Below are 23,949 nucleotides of genomic sequence, written 5' to 3'. Positions count from 1 at the left end.
TACCTCCATTTCAAGAATTTGAATACAAAAAGCTCCTACCTCAAAAGAAGTGGGAGTAGTATTCATTTTGATTTTGAAATGGTTTATGATAGAATGGAGCAAACGGAGGTGAGCCAATGGCGACCTATCAGATCTACGAACTCTCTGCCCGGGCGGTGATGAGTTACGCCACGGAGCAAGACGGCGTTTACACCTTTGCTCTGAACCGCAGTGCCACCGAGCACTGCAAGGTACCGGGCGCCAAGCACGAGCAGGACAGCTGCGCCATGTTCCATCAGCTGATGTACCAACTCCACGGGAAAGGCTGGCGGGAGCGTAGCGATGAGAAAGTCACAGCTCTTTCCGATGTACTGTTCTATATGGACTTCGCCGGGATCTTTGACCGGCGTGGAACCGGAAGGACGCAGCAGGCCCGCCGGGAGAAGGCCAGAGACATGTTCCGTCCCGAGGGGATCACTCTGGACTTCGGCAGCGGCCCACACCGCTATGTGGCTTTTGAACGCTCCGCCAGCATGAGCCGCCAGTCCCGTCTCTCCTTCATCCGGGCGGATCTGTATGAGCCCATGCGCCAGCGGATCATGCTGAACATGGAGCTGGACCGATGCCAGCTCAGCAAACTCTACGCCTACAACGGTCTCATGTTCTCCAGCGGAACCCGGGTGGACGGCATCCGCATTGACAAAAATCACCGGGTCATCGTCATAGACAATCCATCAAAGAGAGTGGAGCGAGCCCCTGTCATCACCCTGCGGGAAGGCAGAGAGCCGGGAACCTTTTACCGGGCAGATACGCTGGAAGATCTGGACATCACCTGCTTTGACGGCGTGGGCCTTATCTCCAAAGAGTATGCGGAGGTGGTGGACAATGCTTGCTGCGGCAGCCACACCCACACCTCCTTCCAGATCCGGATGCCCTACATCAAAGGGATGCTCCATCAGGTGGACTTCAAGGACTTTTTGAAGCGCAGTGGCACTCAGACCATCGTGAACATCTGGGGCAAGGCGCACCCTGTCCGCAGTGTGGACATCATCCTCACCCGCAGTCAGTTCAAGGCGTATGGCTGGCTGCGGGAGAACGGTATGACCTGGGAGGACTACTGGGACGCCTTCCGGGACTACAATCACGCCCTGTACATCACCAACCTGAGCAAGACGGAGCCGGAAAAGCTGGTGGAGCTCAACTACCAATTCCTCTCCACCCTCTCCATCCAGCCGGAGGAGTTCCGCCCCGCCGACCTGCCGGAGGGCTGGAGCCACAGCCCGGAGGACGATCCCCGGCAGTGGCTGACCAAGGCCACCGAGACGGCCTACTATAACTTTCGTGCCAATGAGGCATATCAGCAGAAATACTTTCGCCGGGGCCTGAGCCAGCCCAGGGGAAGCCGGGCCAGCATCATGGCCCGGGTGCTGGAGAAAAACCCGAAGTTTATTCGGGAACCTATTTATGCGGAACAGCTGGATGGGCAGGCCCGGAAGATCCTCCGAGGCTACGCCGTGGGTCGTCTGCTGGTGCCGGGGGACGACCGTTTTCTCTCCGGTGACCTGCTGGAGTTGCTGCGGCAGTTAATTGCGCCCCGTGTGTTCCAGTTGCCCGGTGAGCGGGACTTCTGCAATCAGGTGATGGGAGATTTCTTTGCGGAGGACAGCTTCTTTGCCCCCAGCGCGGCCTATGACCACGAGGACAGCTGTACTCTGCTCCGCAATCCCCACATCGCCCGGAACGAGGAATTGCAGCTGTCGGTATATCCAGAGGGTGACGAACTGCGTCAACACTATTTTGGTCAACTCACAGATGTGGTTATGGTGTCCGCAGACAGTTTGGCAGCGGAGCGGCTGGGCGGCGCGGACTATGACGGCGACCTTGTCAAGACCATTGCTGATCCCATCCTGAACCGCTGTGTGAAGCGGAACTATGATTACGATGTCCATCAGCAGCTCTCCAACAACGCCAACCTGCCCCTGCTGAAAATTCCATCCTTGTCCGCACCCAAGTCCGACGCCAACGACTGGCAGGCCCGGTTTCAGACGGTGGAGAACACCTTTGCTGCCCGCATCGGACAGATCTGCAACGCCGCCCTGGATCGTAGTGTCATCGCCTACAACGAGCATACCGACCCGGAGGAGCGCAAGCGATACCGCCGGGACTTGGAAGCCTTGGCCATCTATAGTGGGCTGGAGATCGATGCGGCCAAGACCGGTGTGCGGCCCAACCTGGATGAATTTCTGGGCGGACGGAAGGTAAAGCGCACTCCTTTCCTCCAGTACAAATATCTGTTGGAGCGCGCGGAGGAGCGCCGCCGCGCCTGGTATGAGCCCACCCACCGGGAGCGGCTGGAGACCTTCTTTGCCGGGATTGACTGGGATCAGGTGGACTCTCCGGTGGAGCGGTTGCCCTGGCTGGCCCGCCAGCTGGAGCGCAACACGCCCAAGATTCAGGAGAAACCAGCGAAGGATAGCGAACTATTCACCTTCGCCCAGGAACGAAGTTGGAAGAAACAGCTGAATGAGAACATTCTTTCTTCTGTCTCTACCTTGCTGTGGGACTACGAGCACTGTCTCTCCCGCATCCGGGCCTGCCGCGCCCCCGCCAAGGGACAGCAGCGGAAAACGGACATTGACCGCATTCTCTACGCCAGGGGACAGGAAGAAGTCTACGACAGCGACGAACTGTATGCCTTCTTCCAGCAGCTCTCCCCGGAGCGTATCGCCGCTCTGCGAAAGGAGATTGTGGAACAGCAGTGGCACCTGATGACAGAAGCACAGAGAGAAACATTCCTGCGGGAGTGGCTGCCGGAGGGAGCCGACTACTACGATCTCCTGACCGACTTCCGCCATGGCGGGTTCCGTCTGCTGGGAGATCTGGTCTGTGATATGGACGATCTGGAGACAGCTCGGGAACGGAAGCAGCTCCGCCGCCCGGCAGATTCCCCGGCCTTCCGGAAAATGATGGAAGCCTATCTGTCCGCCCCTTTCAGCGGCAATGAGCGGGCCGTGGTGTCCAAGGTCTGCCGCAAGCTGCTGGACAAGATCGTCCGGCCCAGCCTGGCGGCGCTCTATGTGGTGGCCCTGGGTAAGAGGAACCTGCTGTGGGACCTGCTGCCGGACCACATCGAGGAACATGTTCTGGAGGTGGACCATGCTGAATGAGTGGAAGGAGTTTCAGGACTACACCGATGTGGTAAACTACACCGCCCGGAACAAGCAGGACACCACCTATCTGGGCCGGTTCACCTTCGACACCATTCTGGACTTTGAGGGGCTCAACCGGGTGCTGACCACCCTGGCAAGAGGATTTCTGTTTCATAATGAGGATGGCAGCCCAGCCGAAGCGCCCCGGGATCGCATCGACTATGCCAAGCGGGGCTTATGCGCCTGGTGCAGTGTGCCGGACAGTAAAACTGCCACGCCCCGGGAGGTGTGGCAGTTCGGCAGTGATTTTGGAAAACTCCATGGGGAGTTTCCCGGCCTTGTGGACGAAAACGGCAGCGGATGGTTTCATAGGCATGTGCATCGGGTGGCAGCCTTTGTGCGGGAAAACCCGGAGAGGGTATCCAGCAGCGCCCAGAAGAAGTGTTCCGCCATTGAGAGGGGCTTTGACCGGGCCTGGCGGGACAAGGTGATCCAGATGCAGATCCCCCTGTTCGCCCCCACCACCAAGGGGCAGTGGGGCCTGCGGTTTGACAGTTTTCTGGCCCAGGCGTTGGAACTTGGGCCGCTTCGAAGCAAAGAGCCGGAACTTTCGCCTGCGCTGGTGGAACAACTCCGCACGCTCACGCCCAAGGGCGTTCCCGTGGAGGTGGTTGAGACGCTGGCAGCCTACTACCTTGCCAATAAGCCGGAGGATTCCGACTGGGTGGTGCTGCCGGTGGCAAACTTCGACGCATACTTCGGCACCACCAGCTTTGGACGCAAGTATCTCAAGCAGATCCCGGAGGCCATCCTGGAACGCTCGGAGACTGGATTTGGACTATGCCGGTACCGACTGAGCAATACACTTGCAATCACATGATGATAAAGTTTGCTATCCTCTCCTAAACCTGTACAGGTTCACTAATTTTTGCAAATCCGCCCGATGGATGTATCAGCAAAAATAGCTTGCTGGGGAAGCATCCCCAGCTCCCTTTGAACAGCAACTACGTTGCTGACTCATGAGCTGATGTAAAATTACCTACCTCAATTTTACGCAGTGATGGATTGCATTCATATCACTTGGCCCACCAGCCCGGCTTATTCTTTGTGGCACGTCCGCCTTCTTTTTTGAAACGGAAGATACAGCCCAATGCTTTGGCTTTCCTAACCGTTTCGGCCAGCTCGTAGCCGCCAATAATCCAGAGGCTTCCACCAGTTGCACGCTTATCCACATACTGGGTTCCAGTTGCTTCAAGCAGACCAATGATGTCATCAATATCTGGTTTACGCTCTTCCATTCCAGTGAACATCATCTGCTCCGAGTCAGAATTCTGCTGTTTGGGCTTTAATAACTGCTCATGGACAGGCTTTATGGCCTTTTTGGAAAGAGCCACAGGCGTGTTCACAGGCAATATTTCGCTTTCAGCAGAGCCTTCTGCTGTATCTACAGCCTTTACCGCTGGAACCTGCTCTTTTCCTCCCGGAACGGTCAGGTCATTTGTTTTCTCAATGGGAATGCCAATCACATCGTTTTTAGGGTCCAGTGCGGCCTCGATGGCGCTCTCATCTAACTCAGCGGTTTCGTCATCATCCTGGTGAATGATTGCATAAGCACGCTGCTTCACCCGCTGCAGAAGTTCCGTTTCTCTGACACCGGTATTATCCTGAACGGCGGCAGCTTCTTCCGGCGCAATGCCATTGTCATTCAGTTCAGAAACAACACGCTCCATTGTCTTATTGGGATCACGGTAGTATTCACTGCCACGGATTCGGATAAACTGCCAGCCCAAGCGCTCCAAAATCGTCTGACGTTCCATATCTTCCCGAATCTTATCCTCGCCGCTATGCCAGCGCTCGCCGTCGCATTCGATTGCAACCTTTTTTCTGCCGTATACAGCAACCATATCCAGGCGATATGCGCCGACCTTCCACTGCTGTACCAGATGATAGCCTCTGACAGTCAGGAAGCGAGCCACCGCAGATTCAAAGGGAGATTCTGCCTTTTTCTCAATCTTGGCGTTGGTTATGGCGACAGATTCTGGATTCAGTGAATAGTCAATCAGCATTTTGCGAATATCGCCCGGCTTCAGGTCATTGGCAGGATCGAGGGAATCAACAACCCACAACTGATCTCTGGCTCGGCTGGCTGCGACATTATAGCGTTTTCTGTAAGCGTCATCCACGCCAAATGCTTGTTTTGCCACCGGGCCTGCGCCATTTGCACAGTCTACCACGCTCAGGAAGATAACATCCCGTTCATCACCCTGAAAATTTGAGGCATTACCGCAGAGAATTCTTCGCTCGTTGACATCCTTGGGATCAATATGGGAATAGATTTCTTCCTGGAGTTTTTTGACCTGTTCATCTCCCAGCAAAGAGATGATCCCGAATGTTTTTCCTGCATACTCCGGCTGCTCCATACAAGCCTGCATCAGTGCGACAACTGCTTTTGCCTCATTGGGATTGGTCTTACCGATGCGCACGCCGTTTGCGACCCGATAGTTTACAACAGCGGGCAAGAGAACACTATTGCTGCAATCCCGCAAGGGCTTGATTTTAAAGTCATAAGAGAGCCAGTTTGAAAATCCGATGATCTCCGGTACGCAGCGGAAATGTTCATGGAGCATCAGCGGCTGGAATGTGGTTGCCGCAATATCATAGATTGACGTCTTGGCATCATAGAGGTGGTCATTGGGAATCTTGCCGGCAATGTACATTTCTTTCAGCACATTCATCTTATCGACCTGAACGCCGACCGCCATAGGGCTGACCTGCTTATCGTCACCTACAATAACCAGCTTTTTGCCCATATACAAAATAGCCAGAGAAGAAATATCCGACTGACTGGCCTCATCAATGATGATAATATCAAACTTATTGGTGCTGGGATTCAGACTTTCCAGTGCCTTACCAATAGGCATGATCCAGCCGGGAACAGCGCTTTGGCATTTGACCATCAATTCACGGGCTTTGGCACGATACATCGGAGCGTTCTTGCCTGTTCCTTTGCCGATTTTCTTGACGGTCTGCTTCCAGCCGATCAGTGCCTGCTTCATGCTGATGTCATGCTCGGTTGTCCGCAAAAGATTATACCAGGCAGATTTCTCGGCATACTTTGCAGTAATCCTGCGATACTCTTTACTGAGGGTAAGACTACGCTTCTGAAGTGCCGGGAAAGGCTCCGCAGTAATCTCCTCAATGATCCCATAGTACTGTTTCCACTTCCACGCATTGTCGACGTCACTTGGAACAGTAGCTTTCCCATGGATACCGTTTCGAGTACGAATAGCGTCAGCCCACTGAGGTGCCACCGGAGCCAGCCGATTCAGATAGTCTTCACGCTTGGCTTTCAGACTTGTCTTGGCGTAGGTCTCCTCCAAGATTGCGAAGGCATTCCGATATGCATGAGGATCATAGCCTTCCGCAGCTAAAAGCAGCGCTTTGCAGACAGCGGAATGCATACGTTTCCCCATCTGAAGAATATTGCGGTTCTTCTCCAGTTCCTTCTGTGTGTCGGCAATCGTCTGAACCACTTCAAAAACATCACAGACTTTGGGAATGGTATTTCCAAGGGCTGCCAAAATTTTCTCAGCGGATACGATTTCAGAATCCAGCACATTGCTCTGGAAAATCACATCACAGGGCAAACCCACAGCACCCATTCGCATGGTCAGCACTTCATATTCTTTCTGAAACCAATCCAGATACCGTTGAATATAAGGGATATAATTTGCTGCGACTCGTTCCGGCTCAGATGCATCCAGATCGTAGAACACAGGAACACCATGCTTGGAAATCAGATCATTCCAGTAAGAGGCACACTGATCCCGCATGGACTTCATTTCCATAATATGGAGGATCAGCTGACAGTCTTCCGCAGTCTGTGGCTGCTGCCCGTTCACAGTTGCACCGTTCAACGCCGCCTCCAGCTGCTTATTGAAAAGCAGTGTCAGCTTGCCGATCTTTCCGCCCTGTTTGTATTTCTCAAGCAACTGCTTCATTGCTTCCGCAAAATTAGTGTCTTGACTGAGAATTCGGACGTCTTTACCAAACTTCTCAACGGTCAATTTTTCTGCGTACACAGAAGTGTTTTGGATCTGCTGAATCAGCCGAATCCACAGCTGTTTATACGCATCCCCCTTTTTGCCATCCACAGCGCAGTGCTCCATCCAAGGCTCTACTTTGGGGAATGCGGAAATATAGTTCCGCAGTTGGTCAACGGCTGCTGCTTCGGGATAATCCAGCGTCAGTTGGCCGAAAGGCGTAGTAATCAGTATTTTGTTTTCGGCGGGCAGATTCTGAATTTTCCACTGATTGTTTTCAGAAATAGTGTTCAGATGAGCCAGGGCTGAGCTTAGAGAATTGCATTCGTCTTCGAATCTATTCGGAGACATCACATCATTCGGATTTGGAAGATCGTGATCAAATTCAGATTCATCTTCTGCGGAAATAATACCGTTGCTCCGATACAGCTCAGATAGTTCTGTAAAAGTAAGCGGCAACGGCTCGTAAAGGCGGACTGTACCGGGAATGTAAGATAGGGTCTCGCTGTTTTCCTGAACGAATTTTGCAGCCATAGAGGGAGAAATTTCCTCTCCGTTATAGACAATACAGTTGCATTCCTGATTGATAATAGAAAACAGTTTTTTTCGGGTTTCCGCAAGATCACGAATGATTTGTTTCCGTTCCTGCCCCAAGGACTCCATTTCCTTTTTGAGCTCGAAAGAGGTGTACTGGGACATATAGGTTGTAATTCCATCAATAGATTTTTCCATATCTACATTGGAATCATCCAGCATGGAAACACACAGGCTTTGCAGACCCGGGGCGACCTTTTCTTTCAGAACACTCAATGCCTTTTGCGTATGACTGGTCACCAAAACGCTCTTGCCTTGGGCAAGGAAGTGTCCCATCAGATTTGCAATGGTATGTGTCTTACCTGTGCCGGGAGGGCCCTGCACCAAAACGGCATTATAACGCTCAATTCGCCGGGCGATCTCCAGCTGTTCCTTATTGGCTTCTTTGGAAAGCAGAATATCTACACTCTCACCGCCCACTGCTGCAAGCTGCTCCTCAATAGAAACTTCTCCGGTATCCTCGGGAATATCAATTTTCCCGCCCTCGACAATATCGCCGATTGGGGCAGGGACCTCCCCGGTTTCCTCGACATGCTCAATAATTTGCTCAATGGCTTTCAGCGCACCATCCATGCGTTTCCGCAGGATATAGCATGGATTACGGTACAGCAGGAGTCTTTCTTTTTTCTGCCAGTTATCAGGAATACCATCTTCGGCATAGATGCTCTCCGAAGAAAGCTGATGAATAAATATTTTAAGAAATACAGGCAGCTCATTACGATCCAGGGGATGATAATCATTCTGGTGGAGGTCGTCCCTCATATGGTTGATGGAAGACAGATTGATGCCGTCCATGCTCTGGAACATTACGGTGTACAGCTCAGTTTCCACATTGGTATCTTCGATATATATCGTGTTCGCCACTGCATCATGCCGAATCTTTACACGCCGGGTCAAAATAGGGTGATCCAGTTCGGGCACATCCCGATCCCGGAGAAAACCATCAGCGACCACCAACTCCAGGGTTTCAGACTCACGCTCCAAATCAATGCTGATCTTATAAAGCTCAGAGAACAGGTCTCTGGTTTTTGCCAGCATTTTCTGCTTTTCAGCCCACACATCTCGCTTTGCTGTCCAGGCATGAAATGTTGATACACGTTCTTCACTGTCGGTGAAAAACTCTTTATAGATTTGGTTTTCTTCGTCAATGCGCTCCCTGTCAGTTTCCGAAACTTCTTCCGAAAACTGGACTTGATCCAGAGGCCGAAGAATAAAATTCTTAACTCGGGCTTTATAACGGTAGTCGTTCCAGCCCCATTCCAGCCAATTTTCAAAGTTGGGATCAGGATCTGGACAATTCTGAAATTCAGGCTTATGGACGGCCAGCAGCACATCTGTCGTATTCTCAGTGTCTTCCTCTTCTACTCGATCCCGGTAATACACTTTGATGTTTTCCAGGTCATCAGGAAGGGAGCTGATGGAGTGGAACCACGGATAATCCGATACCCGAAGTACCACTTTTTGCTTTAATTTATTCAGCTCTTCAATGAATTTGAAGAGCGACAGTACTTTTTCCTGCTTGGTGATTTCCTGTTTTACCTCAGTGGTTGCAATCTTATCGTCCAAGATTACACCTCCTTTTCCGTTACACGTCTTGATCGGAGGTTTGAATGACCTCCATGATGTCGCCTATATCACAGTTTAGAGCCCTGCAAATTTTAACAAGTGAATCTGTTGATACATTTTCATTACGCCCCATTTTTGCAATTAAGGCAGAACTGACTCCAGCAGCTTGCTGTAAATCCTTCTTTTTCATATCCAAGTCAATCAAAAGCTTCCAAAGTTTTTTATAGCTAACCGACATCTTTATCTCCTTCCGTAATCCTGAATCGTTAAATTACTAAAATTATACAGCGTTTTGATCGAGACATCAATTTAATTATGTGATTCTAAAGAAAAGCTTTTAAGCATGAAACAAAAGCAGGCATCACCAAGATTTTTGCCTTAGTGATGCCTGCTTTGTCTTTCCACCCCTGTTAGACAGGTGCCTTACCGGCATGCGTCTCAAGACGCACCAAATTTTATTTTACTATCGCGCCGCCTTCATGCTGCTCAGCATGCAGTAGCACCCCGATGCCGTGATCTGCGGCAGCAATCTGCTGGCCTTCGGACTGTACCAGGTGGCCACGAAGCAGGGGCTAAACATCCCGGAGGAGATGGCTCTCATCACTTTCGACCGCTATCCTTACGGAAACGGTACAAATATTTCAGATGCCCTCCGTGCACTTTAACAAAACGAAATAGACAAATACTCTGTTTGCCAGTAGGAAGAAGTTCTGCTGTAACAACTTTCCCGAAGTTCCCAAATATCGCCCCAATCGACTTTTCACCGGTTTCTCCCTGTCTCCGGCAGGTGGTTGCTTATGATATTCCCGATTTATTTCTTGATTCAATTGCACCACTCAGTATCGCATTGAGGCCTAAGTTGTACTGTTCGTTTTCGCAAACCAAATACCTAAGTTCTAAGTTCATAGTAGAGAACTTACCACCTTGGAAGAGAAGGGAATCTTATTCAAGAAAGAAATGGTTCTGTTGCAAAATGCAGTTTTTAGGCCAGAAAACAAAATTTTTGCATTAAAAAAGTTGCTGAGAACCGCCGTTTAGACGGTTCTCAGTAACTTTTTCTTTGGCCCGATTTTTAAAATTCTATTTTGCGACAGACCCATTTCTCCCATACACGGCATTAAGCCCCATAGGTTCACATTGTGTACCTATGGGGCTTAACCCTCGGGATGTCTCCTTTTTTACTTGCCAAATGTCATGCAATGAGGTACACTGTTTTTATATTTCCGATACAAAGGAGGAACCTCCCATGTCTATTGAAGTTGGCGCCAAGGGCCGCGCCGAGACCGTCGTCACTGAGCAGAATACCGCCGCCGCCGTGGGCTCCGGCCTGGTGCCCGTTTTTGCCACCCCCTATATGGTAGCCCTCATGGAAAATGCCGCCGTCAACGCGCTCACACCCTACATGGAGGAAGGCCAGGGCTCCGTGGGCACTCATCTGGACGTCTCCCACGACTCCGCCACCCCCATCGGCATGAAGGTGTGGGCTGAGGCTGAGGTCACCGCTGTGGACGGCAAGGCCCTCACTTTTGCCGTCACCGCCTATGACGAGGCCGGTGTCATCGGCAAGGGCACCCACAACCGCTTCATCATCACCGTGGACCGCTTCCTGGCCAAGACGGAAAAGAAGAAAGAAGGCCGCTGAAATGGCCATCGAGAAGGTTCGGGCCTTCTTCCGCGCCAGAGGCATGGAGGACCGCATCCGGGAATTCGATGTGTCCAGCGCCACCGTAGAGCTGGCCGCCCAGGCTGTGGGCTGCGAGGGCGCCCGCATCGGCAAGACGCTCTCCTTTGTCCATGAAGACGGCGCCCTGCTCATCGTCTGCGCCGGCGACGCCAAGATCGACAACAGCAAGTTCAAGGCCCAGTTTCACCACAAGGCTACCATGCTCACCCCCGAGCAGGTGCTGGAATTCACCGGGGACATCATCGGCGGCGTGTGCCCCTTCGCTATCGAGCACCCCAACGTCACCACCTATCTTGATGTCTCCCTCCAGCGCTTCGATATTGTCTATCCTGCTGCCGGCAGCGCCAACTCCGCCGTAAAGCTCTCCCTCCCCGAGCTGGAGGAGTGCTCCGGCAGCGCCGGCTGGATCGACGTGTGTAAAGGCTGGCAGACCGAGGGCTGAACACCCTCTTTCAACAAAAAGGAGCGCCGGACGGTTTTTACCGTCCGGCGCTTTCCATTTTTCAACGTTCCATTTAATGGGAAGCAGGTCCAGTGTTGGCGGGGGAGTGCGAGGGGGCGGCAGCCCGCCTCGCGTCGGATCGAATGCCCTGCATCGACTGTGACGCAGTCGTTGCAGCGAGCATAGCGAGGACTTTTCTGGCCTGGATCAGGCCGGAAAAGTAACGGCATTATGTATTGTGGTCACTCTGGTGGAACTGCTTCAGGTTGCCGATCTTGTGGCTGCGCTGCTCCAGTTCGTCCATCACGGCCTCTAGGGGGATACCCTGCTGGACCATCATGACCACCAGATGGTAGATGAGATCGGAGATCTCCCCCACTGTGTCGCTCTCTACGCCGTTCTTGGCGGCGATGATGGTCTCGCTGCACTCCTCGCCCACCTTCTTGAGGATCTTGTCCAGACCCTTGTCGAAGAGGTAGCAGGTATAGGAGCCCTCCTGGGGGTTGGCCTTCCGGTCCAGCACCACCTTGTAGAGCTTTTCTAAGGTGTCGTTCATGGCACATCGTCCTTTCCGTTCATGGGGATCTCATTGAAAAAACAGCTCCGGGCCCCGGTGTGGCAGGTGGGGCCATCGGGCCGGCACTGGTAGAGAAGGGTGTCGGTGTCACAATCGGTACGCATCTCCACAACATGGAGGAAGTTACCCGAGGTCTCCCCCTTGTTCCACAGCTTCTGCCGGCTCCGGGACCAGAACCAGGCCGTCCCGGTCTTTAATGTCAGCTCCACCGCCTCCTTGTTGGTGAAGCCCAGCATGAGCACCTCTTTGGTCTCCGCGTCCTGGATGATGACGGGGATCAGGTCGCTCTTCTGAAACAGTTGGTCCAGATCAAACATCGGTCTTTCAGCCCTCCCAGGGGGGCTTCTCCTCCTTCCAGTCCCAGGGGTCCTCCCCTCCTTTCTCCCGTTTCGCGGTGGTCTTGCCCACCGTGCGGTTCTGGCGGGCAGTTGCTTTTTGGACCGGCTGGGCAGGGCGGCACCGCTCCCGGCTTACATACTTGGCGGCGGCGTTTCCCCGCCGCTTTCTTGTGCTGTCGCTCAGAAATTCCGCCGCCGAGTCCCCCACCAGGTCGGCGGCCAGCTCCAGCAGATCGTCCAGCATGGTCTTCCCTCCTCAGCGCACCGGGATGCCCTGCTCCCGGAGATAGTCCTTCACCTGGGGCACGGTCAGCTCCCCAAAGTGGAAGAGCGAGGCCGCCAGGGCGGCGTCACAGTTGCTCTTATCAAAGACCTCTGCGAAGTGGGCCAGGGAGCCGCAGCCCCCCGAGGCGATGACGGGGATGGATACGGCGTCGGTGACGGCCTTGGTCATGCTGAGGTCGAAGCCGGCCTTGGTGCCGTCGGCGTCCATGGAGGTGAGCAGGATCTCCCCCGCCCCTAAGTCCTCCCCCTTCTTCACCCACTCGATGAGGTCGATACCGGTAGGCTTACGCCCTCCGGCTACTACCACCTCCCAGGTGCCATCGCCCCTAGCCTTTCCGTCCACAGCCAACACCACGCATTGGGAGCCGAACCGCTCCGCCGCCTCGGAGATGAGCGCCGGACGGGCCACGGCGGCGGAATTCACCGAGATCTTATCCGCCCCCGCCCGCAAAAGCCGCCTAAAGTCCTCCAGGGTGCGGATACCGCCCCCCACGGTGAGGGGCACAAAGACCTGGGCGGCAGTGCGTTCCACCACATCGGCCACGGTATCCCGGGCGTCACTGGTGGCGGTGATGTCCAGAAAGACGATCTCGTCGGCCCCCTGGTCGGAGTAGTATTTGGCCAGCTCCACCGGGTCGCCGGCATCCCGGATGTTAACGAAGTTGACCCCTTTCACCACCCGGCCGTCCCGGACGTCCAGGCAGGGGATGATCCGTTTGGCTAGCATTGGCTCCCCGCCTCCTTTACGGCCTCTGCCAGGTCCAGCGTCCCGGCGTAGTAGGCCTTGCCGATGATGGCGCCGTAGAGCCCCATGTCCCGCAGGCGCTTGATGTCGTCCAGGGTGGTAACCCCACCGGAGGCCACGATGCGGCAGTTTACCGCCTTCTGGAGAGCGGCAAGCTGGTCATAGGAGGGGCCGGAGAGCATGCCGTCGGTGGCGATGTCGGTGTAGACGATGGTCTTGACGCCCAGCGCCTCCATCTGCCTGGCGAAGGCCACGGCGTCCAGGCCGGCGTCCTCCTCCCAGCCGGCGGTGCGGACCTTACCGTTCAGGCAGTCGAGGCCCACCGCCACCCGGTCGGGCCCCCACTGCTCAAGGGCGTAGGTGACCACCTCCGGGTGGGTGACGGCGGCGGAGCCGATGACGGCCCGGGCCACGCCGGACTCCACCACGGTGATGAGGTCGGGGACGGTCTTGATGCCGCCCCCCAGCTCCACCTTCAGGCCGGACTGCTGGATGACCTCATAGATGAAGGGAAAATTCTTCCGGGCGCCGTCCCGGGCCCCGTCCAGGTCCACCATGTGGACCCAGGCAGCGCCGGCGTCGGCAAAGCGGAGGGCGGTCTCCAGGGCGCTGTTGGCCACCTGGTGGACCGTGTCAAAATCCCCTTTTTTCAGACGGACGCAGCGGCCGTCCTTCATGTCGATGGCAGGCAGCAGGATCATCGGTTCAGCCCTCCAAAATTCTTCAGGATCTGCAACCCCACCTCGCCGCTCTTCTCCGGGTGGAACTGGCAGCCGTACACGTTCCCCTTCCCCACGGCGGCGGTCACCGGCACGCCGTAGTCGGTCTGGGCGATGACGTCGTTGGGATTGCTTGCCACGGCACAGAATGAGTGGACGAAATAGACGTAGCTCCCCGGCTCCACCCCGGCAAAGAGGGGCGACGGATTGGGGAAGGTCAGGCTGTTCCAGCCGATGTGGGGCAGCTTGTAGGGGGTCTCGATCTTTTTCACGCTGCCGCCCACCAAGCCCAGTCCGGCGCAGGGCCGCACCTCCTCCCCCAGTTCAAAGAGAAGCTGCATCCCCAGGCAGATGCCCAGAATAGGCTTTTGGGCCGCCTGGGCAATGATCGTCTGATCCAGACCCGTCCCCCGCAGCTTCTCCGCCGCGTCGGGAAAGGCTCCCACACCGGGCAGGATGATGGCGTCGGCCATTTCCAGCTCTCCGGCGTCGCCGGTGACCTTGCTCGCCAGGCCCAGATAGGCCATGGCGTTGGTGACGCTCTTCAGGTTGCCCACGCCGTAGTCTACAATGGCAGTATAGCCCATCAGAGCACCCCCTTTGTGGAGGTGACGCCGGTGCCGGTGATGGCTACGGCCTCCTTCACCGCCACCCCCAGGGACTTGAAGAGGGCCTCGGTGATGTGGTGGGCGTTTTTCCCGTAGAGACACTTCATATGTAAGGTCAGGCCGCTGTTCACCGCGAAGGCCCGCATGAACTCCTCGGTGAGGCAGGAGTCGTAGGCCCCGATCATGGGCTGGGGCATATCGGCGTCAAAGACCAGGAAGGGGCGGTTGGAGAAGTCCAGGGCGGTAAGGCACAGAGCCTCGTCCATAGGGATGTAGGCGGAGGCGAAGCGGCGGATGCCCTTCCGGTCCCCCAGGGCCTCCCGCATGGCCTGACCCAGGACGATGCCCACGTCCTCCACGGTGTGGTGGCCGTCCACCTCCAGGTCCCCCTTCACCTCCAGTTTCAGCCCCAGGCCGCCGTAGAAGGCGAAGGCGGTGATCATGTGGTCGAAAAAGCCGATACCGGTGGACACCGCCACCTCCCCGCCCTCCAGGGCGAGGGAGAGCCGGATGTCGGTCTCCTTGGTCTTGCGGCTCAGTGTGGCCTCTCTCATATTCCTCCTCCTTTACTCAAACCGCACCCGGATGGAGTTGGCGTGGGCGGTGAGCTTCTCCGCCTCGGCCAGGGTGATGATCTGGTCCTTGATGGGCTCCAGGCTCCCCTGGTCGTACTGGATGACGCTCATGGTCTTGAGGAAGCTGTCCACGCTCAGGGGGGAGAAGAACCGGGCGGTGCCGCTGGTGGGCAGCACATGGTCGGGTCCGGCCAGGTAGTCCCCCAGGGGCTCCGGGGACCAGCTCCCCAGGAAGACAGCCCCGGCGTTTTTGATCTTGGGCAGCAGGGCCCGGGGATCAGCGGTGACGATCTCCAGGTGCTCCGGGGCGATCTCGTTGGCCAGGGCGGCGCAGTCGTCCAGATCCTTGCAGACGATGGCACAGCCGAAGTCCCGGAGGGAACACTCCATGATCTCGGAGCGGCTGAGGTAGCCGGTCTGGCGGATGATCTCGGCGTCCACCGCCTGGGCTAGCTCCAGGTCGTCGGTGAGCAGCACAGCGGAGGCCAGCTTGTCGTGCTCGGCCTGGCTCAGGAGGTCGGCGGCCATAAACTTGGGGTCCGCGCTGCCGTCGGCGATGACCAGCACCTCGGAGGGACCGGCCACCATGTCGATGTCCAGCTCGCCGTAGGCCATGCGCTTGGCGGTGGCCACAAAGGCGTTGCCCGGCCCCACCAGCTTGTCCACCTTGGGGATGAAGCCCGCCCCGTAGGTAAGGGCGGCCACCGCCTGAGCCCCGCCCACGGCGATGCAGCGGTCCACTCCGGCGATCTTGGCGGCGGCCAGGACGGCATCGCTGAGGTTTTCGGTGGGAGGCGTCACCATGACAATCTCCCCCACCCCCGCCACCTTGGCGGGGACGGCGTTCATGAGGACGCTGCTGGGGTAGGCCGCCGTGCCGCCGGGCACATAGATGCCCACCCGGCTCAGGCCCCGGACCACCCGGCCCACGACGCCCCCGTCGGGGGAGGTCCACTCCTGGCTCTTCACCAGCAGCTTTTCGTTATAGTCCTGGATGTTGGCCGCCGCGTGCTCCAGGGCGGCAATGAGCTCCTTGGGGCAGCGGTCATAGGCCGCCTCCAGCTCCGCCTGGGTGAGCTCGTAGGGCTCCTTGTGGTCGAACTTGAGGGAGTACTCCTTGACCGCCTCATATCCCCGGGCCTTTACATCCGCCATGACGGCGGACACCGCCTTCTGGATGTCGGCCCCCACCTGGGCGGCCCTCGCCCGCATGGCGGCGATCCTGGCCTGTTCCGCCTGCCCGTCGGCTTTGATGATCTCGATCATGACCGTCTCTCCAATTCCCGCTCGCAGCGGCTGATAAAGTCGTCGATGGCCGCCTTGTGGAGCTTCATGCTGGCGGTGTTGACGATGAGCCGGGCGCTCACCTGGGCCACATCCTCGATGGGCACAAGTCCGTTGGCCTTCAGGGTGGACCCCGTCTCCACGATGTCCACGATGGCGTCGGCCAGGTCCAGAATGGGCGCCAGCTCCACAGAGCCCTCGATCTTGATGATATCCACGTCCATGCCCTTCTTGGCAAAGAAGGCACGGGCCACGTTGGGATACTTGCTGGCGATGCGCCGGGTCTTATAGGTACCGTAGAAGTCGGTGCCCTCCTTCACCGCCAGGGCGAAGCGGCACTTGCCGAACCCCAGGTCCAGCACCTCATAGAAGGACTTCCCCTGCTCCAGGATGGTGTCCTTGCCCACGATGCCCAGGTCGCACACCCCCGTTTCCCTTAGTTAAAGATATTGTTGGGTATTTCAAGATGTGTCATTCGATTTTGCCGATAAAGCGGTAGAAGATTTCCACCTCCTGTTCCCGGCTTCCGTCCTCACTTTTGACCGCTTCATGGACAAGGATTTTTTCAATCAGCGTATTCAGAAGTTCAGCCGTCAATTCTGTGGGATTGACATACTGTTTCATCAGACCTATCCACTTTTCAGCGTCAACCGCTGTCTGGGCGGCGGCCTCCAACGCTTCGTGAAGCCGTTCAATTTTTGCGTCCAATTCTCGCTGTTCGCCCTGATACTTTTCGGACAGCATATTGAAATTGTATTCTGTAATGCGTCCGGCAGACCAGTCCTCATACATTTTTGCAAACAGGGTGTCTACTTCTGCTTTGCGCTTTTCCGCCTTTTTCAGTTCGGCTGTCTGCCGCTTCCTTGCAGTATTGCGTTCCTTGTCGCTGGCGTTAAGTAGCCGTTTCAGAAGTTTGTCCCCGTCCTGCTGTGCCAGCACAGACCAGTATTGCAGACGGGAAAGGACATAGGCGTAAAGCACATCATAACGGATATAGTGCATGGAACACTGGTGCAATCCTTGCCCGTACTTGCTACAATGATAATGGCCGTAAGGCTTGCTGTTCTGCCTGTTCTCCCCATAGGCCAGCGACCAGCCGCAGTCCGCACATTTTACCAGCCCGGAAAATATCTGCGTTGTGCCGTTCTTCTGCCGTCTGCGCCTGTTGCAAATCTGCTCCTGTACTTGCCGGAACACATCTTCGGAAATAATCGCTTCGTGGGTGTTCTCCACACGATACCATTCCTCTTTTGGCTTGCGTACTTTCTTCTTGTTTTTGAATGAAATGTTGGTCTGCTTATTGTGGACGCTGTGTCCGATATAGGTTTCCTCTTTCAGAATACTTTTTACCTGCGCTATCGTCCACGCATAGGCTTTTTCCTCCGGCGCTCCGGCATAGATATTTGCGAAAGTGCCGTATCTCTGGAAATTCAGCCAGCCGGGAGTAGGCACTTTTTCTTCGACCAAAATCCGTGTAATGCTGGCGGCTCCCCGGCCATGAACGGCAAGGTCAAAAATCTTTTCGATAATCCACCTTGTTTCCGGGTCAATCAGAAGATGGCCTTTCTTATCCGGGTCTTTGACATAGCCCAGCGGGGCATAGGCTCCATAGTGTGCGCCATTTGCAAACCGTGTCCGCATGGCCGCTTTTACCTTTTTGCTGGTCTGGCGGGCGTGCATTTCATTCAGAATGTTGAGGAATGGGGCAAGCTCATTCTCTCCGTTGATGGTGTCCACATTGTCATTGACAGCGATATAGCGGACGCCTTTGCTGGGAAAGTAGATTTCCGTGTACTGGCCGGTCAGAATGTAGTTTCTGCCTAAGCGGGATAAATCCTTCGTAACAACGCAGTTGATTTTCCCGTCCTCAATGTCATCAATCATTCTCTGAAAATCCGGCCTGTCAAAGTTCGTTCCAGACCATCCATCGTCGATATATTCGTCTATGACATTCAGGCCATGCTCGGCGGCATATTGCCGGAGCATCATGCGTTGTGTCTGAATACTCCCGCTTTCTCCTTGCAGTTCATCGTCCCGGCTCAATCTCATATAAAGCGCCGTGTTGTAAATCGTAGTATTGTAAGGTTGTTTCACCGTTAAAAATCCTCCTTCTAAAGAAACAACCCACGCTTACAATACTTTTGCTCTATGGCAATTATATCATAAGCGTGGGCGTGTTATCAATGATGGGCTATCAGGTTGAAGCGGCTTTTTCTGCGGTATGCCGCACCACATCTACAATCAGATCACCGAGGGGCTTCCCGCCTGCGGCGAAGTGTTCGGAGATTTTTATACGGTTGTTCCCACATACAAAATACTGCGTGCCGTTCTCTGCTTGTATAACCTGCCCTGTTCGGGGTGTAAAAATATCGCTTTCACTTTTTGCCATCCAGTGTCCTCCATATTCAGTTTTCAAGGTACAATGCCGCACAGAGGCGGCGAAAATTTCTGCTTATATCTATCACCTTTCCTTTACCGTGTGCCGCTGCTGCCGTTTCAGCTCCGCCAGTATATCCGGCGGGATACGGTCAACCAGCCGCTGTAAATTGTCCAATTCGCTTTTCAGCTTTGCCCGTTCTATCGTATCTTTCATCTTGCCTTTTTCACTGGCCTTTGCCCTTGCTTCCAACTTCTCATTCTCCGCCAACAGGTCATTGATTGTGACCTTGTACTTTTTCAACTGCCCGGAGAAGTTCTCCATCTGCGGAAACCACTTTTTCAGCATGGAGAGGGCTTCCTCTTTTTTCTTTCCGGCGTTTAGTGGGTTAATGCCGTCAAGGGCGGCTTCAATGGCTCTGGCCTGTTTGGAGAGGGAAACCGCCTGTTTGAAAATCCGGGTGGGGATATGCTTCCGGCCTGTCTTGCTGGCACTTTCCCCACGCTCCAAGTCAGGATATTTCTCCACCATATAGGCGTGAAAATCATCCTGCCACTTCGTCAGGTTTGCCCGGTTGCCGATAATCTCCTTTGCACACAGGCGGTTGTCCTTTGTCAGCGGAACAAAGGTCAAATGCAGGTGGGGCGTTTTCTCGTCCATGTGTACCACCGCCGACACGATATTTTCCCGTCCTACCCGGCCAATGAGGAAGTCCGCCGCCCTCTGGAAAAACGCCTGTATCTCCTTTGGGGATTTCCTCTTGAAAAACTCCGGGCTGGCAGTTACCAGCGTATCGACAAACCGTGTGCTGTCCTTGCGGGTTCGGCACCCGGCCTGTTCAATGCGGTTTTGAATGAAATGATAGTACCTGCCCTCTGGCTTGACGATATGAAAGTTGTACTTGCTCCGGCTTGTGTCAATGTCGGGGTTGCTGGCGTATTGTTCTTTCTGTCTTTCGTGATGGGCTTCCAGCGGCCTTGCCGGGTTGCCCTTGTGCTTCTCAAACCGCAAAATTGCGTGTTGTGCCATTCTGCTCCTTTCCCCATTCCTTTCCTATCCGGGGTTTTCCACAGGGAAAATCCCGCAGAAATTAGCTCGGATAGGATTGGAATGGATAGAATATAAATCAATCTTTTTATCTTTGTATTTCTATATACCGTCCGGTTTTCGTACGTCTCAGGAGTGATTTCCGTACTTCATGGGTACGGTTTTCAGCCCTCCGGCGTACTAGAACCGGATTTCTTGAAGTCGGTGTTTGGAACCGCTTCATAGGATTTTGGGAAAATGCGGTTGGGTTTTCCACAGCCCTGCTTCTGGATCTCCACCAGTCCGGCGTATTGCAGTTCCCGCAGGGTATTCACCGCTTTCTGCCGCCCACAATGGAGCAGTGTGACCACTTCACAGATAGGGTAATACAGGAAAATCCGTCCGCAGTCATCCGCCCACCCATTCTTGCGGGATAACTCTGTCCGGCGCAGGATAAAGGCGTACAGAACCTTTGCCTCGTTGGACAGGGGCTTGAATGTGGGGGCTTCAAAGAGAAAATTCGGGAGCCGGGTGAAGCTGAACGCCTTTTCCGGCTGATGGATATAGATGGTATTTGTCATAGTGCGTTTTGTGGACGGTTAGAAGCCCGTTTTCCGGGGCGGGCGATACTTTATACCACCAGCCCCGGTTTGGGGCTTGCGAAGCCTGATAAATCAAGGCTTTTTTCGCTCCTAACTGTCCACAGCAGACCTCCTTTTCCGTTCACTTTCTGTTTTCTGCCGCCTGTGAACTCTGGCGGCACAGCCGGGGCAGTATTTTGCCCGGTTGGATTTGGGGACGAACACGCCACCGCAGACCGCACAGCGTTTCAAGTCCTTATCCCGGAAAATTTCCGCTTCCAGCGTCCCGTCCAGCGGCAAGACCGCCCAGCGGAACCACTTACAGCAGACCGAGAAAGAAATCGTCTGCGGGCAGGTGCAGGTGTCCCCATCATCAAGGACAATGCAGTTGCCGTCCTCACAGCAACAACACTCCCGGCGTATCAGGCTGGCCGCCTGTTTTCTCTGCGCCGGTGTCATGCGGTAAAGGGAACCGTCCGGCCTGCGTTCCAGTGGCGGCAAGTCTTTATAGGGGTTATCTCTCATGCGTTCCCTCCATTTTGCTTTCCGTTGCCGTTCTCCCCGAAAAGGTTTCCTGCCCCATTCCTGCGGCGTGTTCCGGCGTTGGCACGCTCCCCGCAGCTTCGGGACATTTTGTCTCGAAGTCCGGTTCCTTGCGGTGCTTCCCCAGCCGGGGTATTCCTTTTCGGACGGTCATTCTGTTTTCAAGGTGCTGTCCATCGATGAACTACCCTAAGTCTACACGAAAAAAATGCAATCCCCGGAATTTTGCGAGAATTGCATTTTGATGAAGTTTACACTTTGGAAATTGCATTTTTGCAATCATTCTGTATAATGGAAGTATGCGGAGGAGGTGCGTATCTATGGCTTTACCCGGAACACCCGGACAGCGGATTTCCGATTTATGCAACGGGAACCACATCACACAAAAGGAACTTGCGGAGAAGATAGGGGTTTCCGCTTCCCAGTTGAGCCGCATTGTCAGCGGCGAAACGAGAACGGTACATTCGGTCTTGACATTTTATAGTCAGCAGTGATATTCTCATAGGCGTGGCAAAGGAATTTAAGGTATCGACAGACTACATACTGGGCTTATCCACCGTGAGCGTCCGTAAAAGCTACGATATTTCTGAATTAGGCTTGTCCGAGGGAGCCGTGAGGGGGCTCGTGACGGGTGCTGTTGATGTGCAAATCCTCAACCGCCTGTTGGAACACAGGAATTTTCCTAAGCTGATAGATTTGATACGGATTTATTTTCAGGACACAGCGGCAAAAGGCATAACAGCAAGAAACCAGCTTATCGAGATAGCAACGGCTTCCCTGTCCGACCTGATGAAAGAACACCCGGAACACCGGGCGGAAGCAAAGCAGGATTTACAGCTTTTGAACGCCCAGAAGATGGGGGAACATGATGCGGAGATTGAGAAAATCAAAAATGTGTTCCTTGCTATCCTGCGGGATATTAAGAAAGACATTGACAACGGGGAACAGCCGGGAGAAGCTGTGACCGCCGCGATGTTCCAAGCCATGCGGGACGCATTGGCGGAACAGAAGCAAAACCCGCTTTCCATTGACGATGTAGCGGCGATGGTTGCCGGACAGATCGGACAGCTTACGCCGATGGATGAAGAAACTGCCGACCTGTTCAAGCAGTTGGCAAAAAAGATGATGAAAGGAATAGAATAATAGCCTGTTATTCGAGATAATAATATGCCATTAGTAAAGCATGACTACCCTGTTTTAGAGTACGATACCGCATCAAAAGCTGTTTTTCAGCCGGGAAATGGGAAAAAATGTTTTCCTGCAAAAGCAGTGTTTGCTTTTTTAGGAGACGAGGTTGAAAATTATGCACATACCCATGATGGAATACAGATAGATGAATTTGAAAGTGCAACAAGACGATATCCTATTTATGAATGTCTTTATAATCAGGAGAAAATATGTCTATGTCCGGCTCCTGTGGGAAGTGCTGCTGCCGTCCAAGTTTTAGAATATTTAATTGCAGGGGGTGTAACAAAGATTATTTCCGTCGGCTCCTGCGGCGTATTGGAAGACATCCCGGAAAATAGATTTTTGATACCTGTTTCTGCATTGAGAGATGAGGGAACATCTTACCATTATCTTCCTCCCTCCCGAGAAGTAGAGATTTCAAAGGCTGGTATAAATGCGATTGAATCTGCTTTAAGCCAAAAGAATATACCATATTGGGAAGTTAAAACATGGACAACAGACGGTTTTTATCGAGAAACAGTAGAAATGGTTCAGTATCGGAAAGAAGAGGGATGTCAAGTAGTAGAAATGGAATGTTCCGCATTGGCGGCGTGTGCAAAATTTAGAAAAGTTACATGGGCTATGCTGCTTTTTTCAGCCGATACTCTTGCAGACCCTCATAAATACCAAGAAAGAGAATGGGGAAAAACAAGTATATCCATAGCCTTAGAATTAGCCTTAGACGCTGTTTTATCAGTTGTTGAGGAGTAAAAATAAATACATATAGGAGTTACAATGAATATAAATGAATTTCCACAACAAGTAAATCAAGTTATTTCAATAGCAGAAACCATATTACAAGGTCAAATATTGGGGATATATTTATATGGTTCAGCAACAATGAATGGGCTGCGTCCAGATAGTGATATAGATATACTGATAATTACTAAACAAGAATTGAGTAATTCAATCAGAGCAGATCTAACAAAGCAATTATTGAAAATTTCTGGCTCCGTAGGCTGTATTGAAAAAAGACCTTTAGAGGTAACTATTATCAATCAATCTGATATTGTTCCGTTGCAATTTCCGCCAAAATGTCAGTATATGTATGGTGAATGGCTAAGGGGAGAGATGGAAGCAGGAGAATATCCGCAAGCCTGCAATGACCCAGATATAATGATTTTATTATGGCAAGCAAGAAAAAATAGCATAACTTTGAAGGGGGCGGAAAGCAAAGAGCTTATTCCCGCTATCCCATTTCACGAAATTAAAAAAGCAATTCGGTTTTCTTTACCTGGTTTGATTTCCAGCTTTAAGGGTGATGAAAGAAATGTGTTATTAACCTTATCACGAATGTGGTTTACTTTAGTAACAGAAGAAATCACGACAAAAGATGTTGCCGCAAAATGGGTAATTTTAAAATTGCCGGAGAGATTCCCCCCCCTGCTAACAACGGCAAAGGAAGCTTATTTGGGAAATTTGTCTGATGAATGGGAGACAGTAGAAAAGGAAGCGATGGCACTTGTAGAATATATGAAAAAACAAATTGAGGAATTACTTAGAACAGAGTAGCAAAGTTAGCGGGGCCAATCAACGGTCAAGATGAACGGCGCATAAATGCGCCGCCGTTGACAGTCCCGCCCGTCTTTGCTGATGGGCAATCAAGG

General features: G+C 53.6%; 24 protein-coding genes and 1 pseudogene. 9 read left to right on the top strand and 16 right to left on the bottom strand.

Going from position 1 to position 23,949, the window contains the following annotated elements; translation table 11 throughout:
• Nucleotides 1-116: 116 nt before the first annotated feature.
• The gene (locus tag ACTNBK_RS02105) at nucleotides 117-3,146 is read left to right on the top strand and encodes an RNA dependent RNA polymerase (RefSeq protein WP_441143167.1); all 3,030 of its coding nucleotides are present in this window, start codon (nucleotides 117-119) and stop codon (nucleotides 3,144-3,146) included.
• The gene (locus ACTNBK_RS02100) at nucleotides 3,136-4,008 is read left to right on the top strand and encodes a hypothetical protein (RefSeq protein WP_441143165.1); all 873 of its coding nucleotides are present in this window, start codon (nucleotides 3,136-3,138) and stop codon (nucleotides 4,006-4,008) included. The genes ACTNBK_RS02105 and ACTNBK_RS02100 overlap by 11 nt, the downstream gene beginning before the upstream one ends.
• Nucleotides 4,009-4,204: 196 nt before the next feature.
• On the opposite strand, the gene ACTNBK_RS02095 is transcribed toward ACTNBK_RS02100, so the two are convergent.
• Nucleotides 4,205-9,331 (bottom strand): AAA domain-containing protein, encoded by a 5,127-nt coding sequence (locus ACTNBK_RS02095; RefSeq protein ID WP_441143163.1) that lies wholly within the window; start codon nucleotides 9,329-9,331, stop codon nucleotides 4,205-4,207.
• Between the two features lie 19 nt (nucleotides 9,332-9,350).
• The gene (locus tag ACTNBK_RS02090) at nucleotides 9,351-9,569 is read right to left on the bottom strand and encodes a helix-turn-helix domain-containing protein (protein WP_441143161.1); all 219 of its coding nucleotides are present in this window, start codon (nucleotides 9,567-9,569) and stop codon (nucleotides 9,351-9,353) included.
• 274 nt (nucleotides 9,570-9,843) lie between these two features.
• Between ACTNBK_RS02090 and ACTNBK_RS02085 the strand changes: the two genes are divergently transcribed.
• The 3 genes from ACTNBK_RS02085 (at nucleotide 9,844) to ACTNBK_RS02075 (ending at nucleotide 11,457) form a co-directional block, all read left to right on the top strand.
• Nucleotides 9,844-9,996 carry a hypothetical protein gene (locus ACTNBK_RS02085; RefSeq protein ID WP_441143159.1) on the top strand — a complete coding sequence of 51 codons (153 nt, stop codon included), beginning with the start codon at nucleotides 9,844-9,846 and terminating at the stop codon, nucleotides 9,994-9,996.
• A 581-nt stretch (nucleotides 9,997-10,577) separates the two neighbouring features.
• A complete protein-coding gene (locus ACTNBK_RS02080; RefSeq protein ID WP_441143157.1) occupies nucleotides 10,578-10,973 on the top strand; it encodes a thioesterase family protein in 396 nt (131 codons plus the stop codon).
• 1 nt (nucleotide 10,974) lies between these two features.
• Nucleotides 10,975-11,457: a YbaK/EbsC family protein gene (locus ACTNBK_RS02075; protein WP_441143155.1), complete on the top strand. Its 483-nt coding sequence runs from the start codon at nucleotides 10,975-10,977 to the stop codon at nucleotides 11,455-11,457.
• Between the two features lie 229 nt (nucleotides 11,458-11,686).
• Here the strand turns inward: ACTNBK_RS02075 and hisE are convergent, their stop codons facing one another.
• The 14 genes and pseudogenes from hisE to ACTNBK_RS02005 form a co-directional block, all read right to left on the bottom strand.
• The gene (gene hisE / locus ACTNBK_RS02070) at nucleotides 11,687-12,013 is read right to left on the bottom strand and encodes a phosphoribosyl-ATP diphosphatase (protein WP_441143154.1); all 327 of its coding nucleotides are present in this window, start codon (nucleotides 12,011-12,013) and stop codon (nucleotides 11,687-11,689) included.
• On the bottom strand, nucleotides 12,010-12,351 hold the full coding sequence (hisI, locus tag ACTNBK_RS02065; RefSeq protein WP_441143152.1) for a phosphoribosyl-AMP cyclohydrolase: 342 nt from the start codon (nucleotides 12,349-12,351) through the stop codon (nucleotides 12,010-12,012). Before hisI ends, hisE begins: the two co-directional genes overlap by 4 nt.
• Nucleotides 12,352-12,358: 7 nt before the next feature.
• Complete coding sequence (locus ACTNBK_RS02060) at nucleotides 12,359-12,616, bottom strand: hypothetical protein (RefSeq protein ID WP_441143150.1); 258 nt, start codon at nucleotides 12,614-12,616, stop codon at nucleotides 12,359-12,361.
• Between the two features lie 12 nt (nucleotides 12,617-12,628).
• Nucleotides 12,629-13,384 (bottom strand): imidazole glycerol phosphate synthase subunit HisF, encoded by a 756-nt coding sequence (hisF, locus tag ACTNBK_RS02055; RefSeq protein WP_441143149.1) that lies wholly within the window; start codon nucleotides 13,382-13,384, stop codon nucleotides 12,629-12,631.
• Nucleotides 13,378-14,103: a 1-(5-phosphoribosyl)-5-[(5-phosphoribosylamino)methylideneamino]imidazole-4-carboxamide isomerase gene (gene hisA / locus ACTNBK_RS02050; RefSeq protein ID WP_441143147.1), complete on the bottom strand. Its 726-nt coding sequence runs from the start codon at nucleotides 14,101-14,103 to the stop codon at nucleotides 13,378-13,380. The genes hisF and hisA overlap by 7 nt, the downstream gene beginning before the upstream one ends.
• Nucleotides 14,100-14,708 (bottom strand): imidazole glycerol phosphate synthase subunit HisH, encoded by a 609-nt coding sequence (hisH, locus tag ACTNBK_RS02045; RefSeq protein ID WP_441143145.1) that lies wholly within the window; start codon nucleotides 14,706-14,708, stop codon nucleotides 14,100-14,102. The genes hisA and hisH overlap by 4 nt, the downstream gene beginning before the upstream one ends.
• Complete coding sequence (hisB, locus tag ACTNBK_RS02040; protein ID WP_441143143.1) at nucleotides 14,708-15,283, bottom strand: imidazoleglycerol-phosphate dehydratase HisB; 576 nt, start codon at nucleotides 15,281-15,283, stop codon at nucleotides 14,708-14,710. The genes hisH and hisB overlap by 1 nt, the downstream gene beginning before the upstream one ends.
• 12 nt (nucleotides 15,284-15,295) lie before the next feature.
• Nucleotides 15,296-16,570, bottom strand: a complete 1,275-nt coding sequence (gene hisD / locus ACTNBK_RS02035) for a histidinol dehydrogenase (protein ID WP_441143141.1) — start codon at nucleotides 16,568-16,570, stop codon at nucleotides 15,296-15,298.
• Nucleotides 16,567-17,022, bottom strand: a pseudogene (gene hisG / locus ACTNBK_RS02030) (ATP phosphoribosyltransferase); the annotation flags it as partial. The pseudogene hisG and the gene hisD, both read right to left, overlap by 4 nt.
• 37 nt (nucleotides 17,023-17,059) lie before the next feature.
• Complete coding sequence (locus tag ACTNBK_RS02025; RefSeq protein ID WP_131796800.1) at nucleotides 17,060-18,682, bottom strand: recombinase family protein; 1,623 nt, start codon at nucleotides 18,680-18,682, stop codon at nucleotides 17,060-17,062.
• Between the two features lie 100 nt (nucleotides 18,683-18,782).
• The gene (locus ACTNBK_RS02020; RefSeq protein WP_002334813.1) at nucleotides 18,783-18,977 is read right to left on the bottom strand and encodes a hypothetical protein; all 195 of its coding nucleotides are present in this window, start codon (nucleotides 18,975-18,977) and stop codon (nucleotides 18,783-18,785) included.
• A 72-nt stretch (nucleotides 18,978-19,049) separates the two neighbouring features.
• Nucleotides 19,050-19,994, bottom strand: a complete 945-nt coding sequence (mobV, locus tag ACTNBK_RS02015; protein WP_131796799.1) for a MobV family relaxase — start codon at nucleotides 19,992-19,994, stop codon at nucleotides 19,050-19,052.
• Nucleotides 19,995-20,176: 182 nt separating this feature from the next.
• Complete coding sequence (locus ACTNBK_RS02010) at nucleotides 20,177-20,572, bottom strand: replication initiator protein A (RefSeq protein ID WP_441143138.1); 396 nt, start codon at nucleotides 20,570-20,572, stop codon at nucleotides 20,177-20,179.
• 111 nt (nucleotides 20,573-20,683) lie between these two features.
• Nucleotides 20,684-21,097, bottom strand: a complete 414-nt coding sequence (locus tag ACTNBK_RS02005) for a cysteine-rich VLP domain-containing protein (RefSeq protein ID WP_058722955.1) — start codon at nucleotides 21,095-21,097, stop codon at nucleotides 20,684-20,686.
• A 317-nt stretch (nucleotides 21,098-21,414) separates the two neighbouring features.
• Between ACTNBK_RS02005 and ACTNBK_RS02000 the strand changes: the two genes are divergently transcribed.
• From ACTNBK_RS02000 to ACTNBK_RS01985, 4 genes are read left to right on the top strand one after another with little or no spacing between them, the layout of a single operon-like run.
• Entirely contained in the window at nucleotides 21,415-21,609 is a 195-nt protein-coding gene (locus tag ACTNBK_RS02000) for a helix-turn-helix domain-containing protein (protein WP_441108228.1), read from the top strand.
• Nucleotides 21,610-21,622: 13 nt separating this feature from the next.
• Nucleotides 21,623-22,258: a hypothetical protein gene (locus tag ACTNBK_RS01995; protein ID WP_441143135.1), complete on the top strand. Its 636-nt coding sequence runs from the start codon at nucleotides 21,623-21,625 to the stop codon at nucleotides 22,256-22,258.
• A 24-nt stretch (nucleotides 22,259-22,282) separates the two neighbouring features.
• Nucleotides 22,283-23,053 carry a nucleoside phosphorylase gene (locus ACTNBK_RS01990; RefSeq protein WP_002578723.1) on the top strand — a complete coding sequence of 257 codons (771 nt, stop codon included), beginning with the start codon at nucleotides 22,283-22,285 and terminating at the stop codon, nucleotides 23,051-23,053.
• 24 nt (nucleotides 23,054-23,077) lie between these two features.
• Nucleotides 23,078-23,854: an ANT(9) family aminoglycoside nucleotidyltransferase gene (locus ACTNBK_RS01985; protein ID WP_002578722.1), complete on the top strand. Its 777-nt coding sequence runs from the start codon at nucleotides 23,078-23,080 to the stop codon at nucleotides 23,852-23,854.
• The last annotated feature ends 95 nt before the right edge of the window (nucleotides 23,855-23,949 follow it).

Origin of the sequence: Intestinimonas sp. HCP28S3_D6 (assembly GCF_052065695.1) — a bacterium.
Classification (GTDB): domain Bacteria; phylum Bacillota; class Clostridia; order Oscillospirales; family Oscillospiraceae; genus Intestinimonas.
This window is presented reverse-complemented; position numbering and strand designations above follow the sequence as displayed.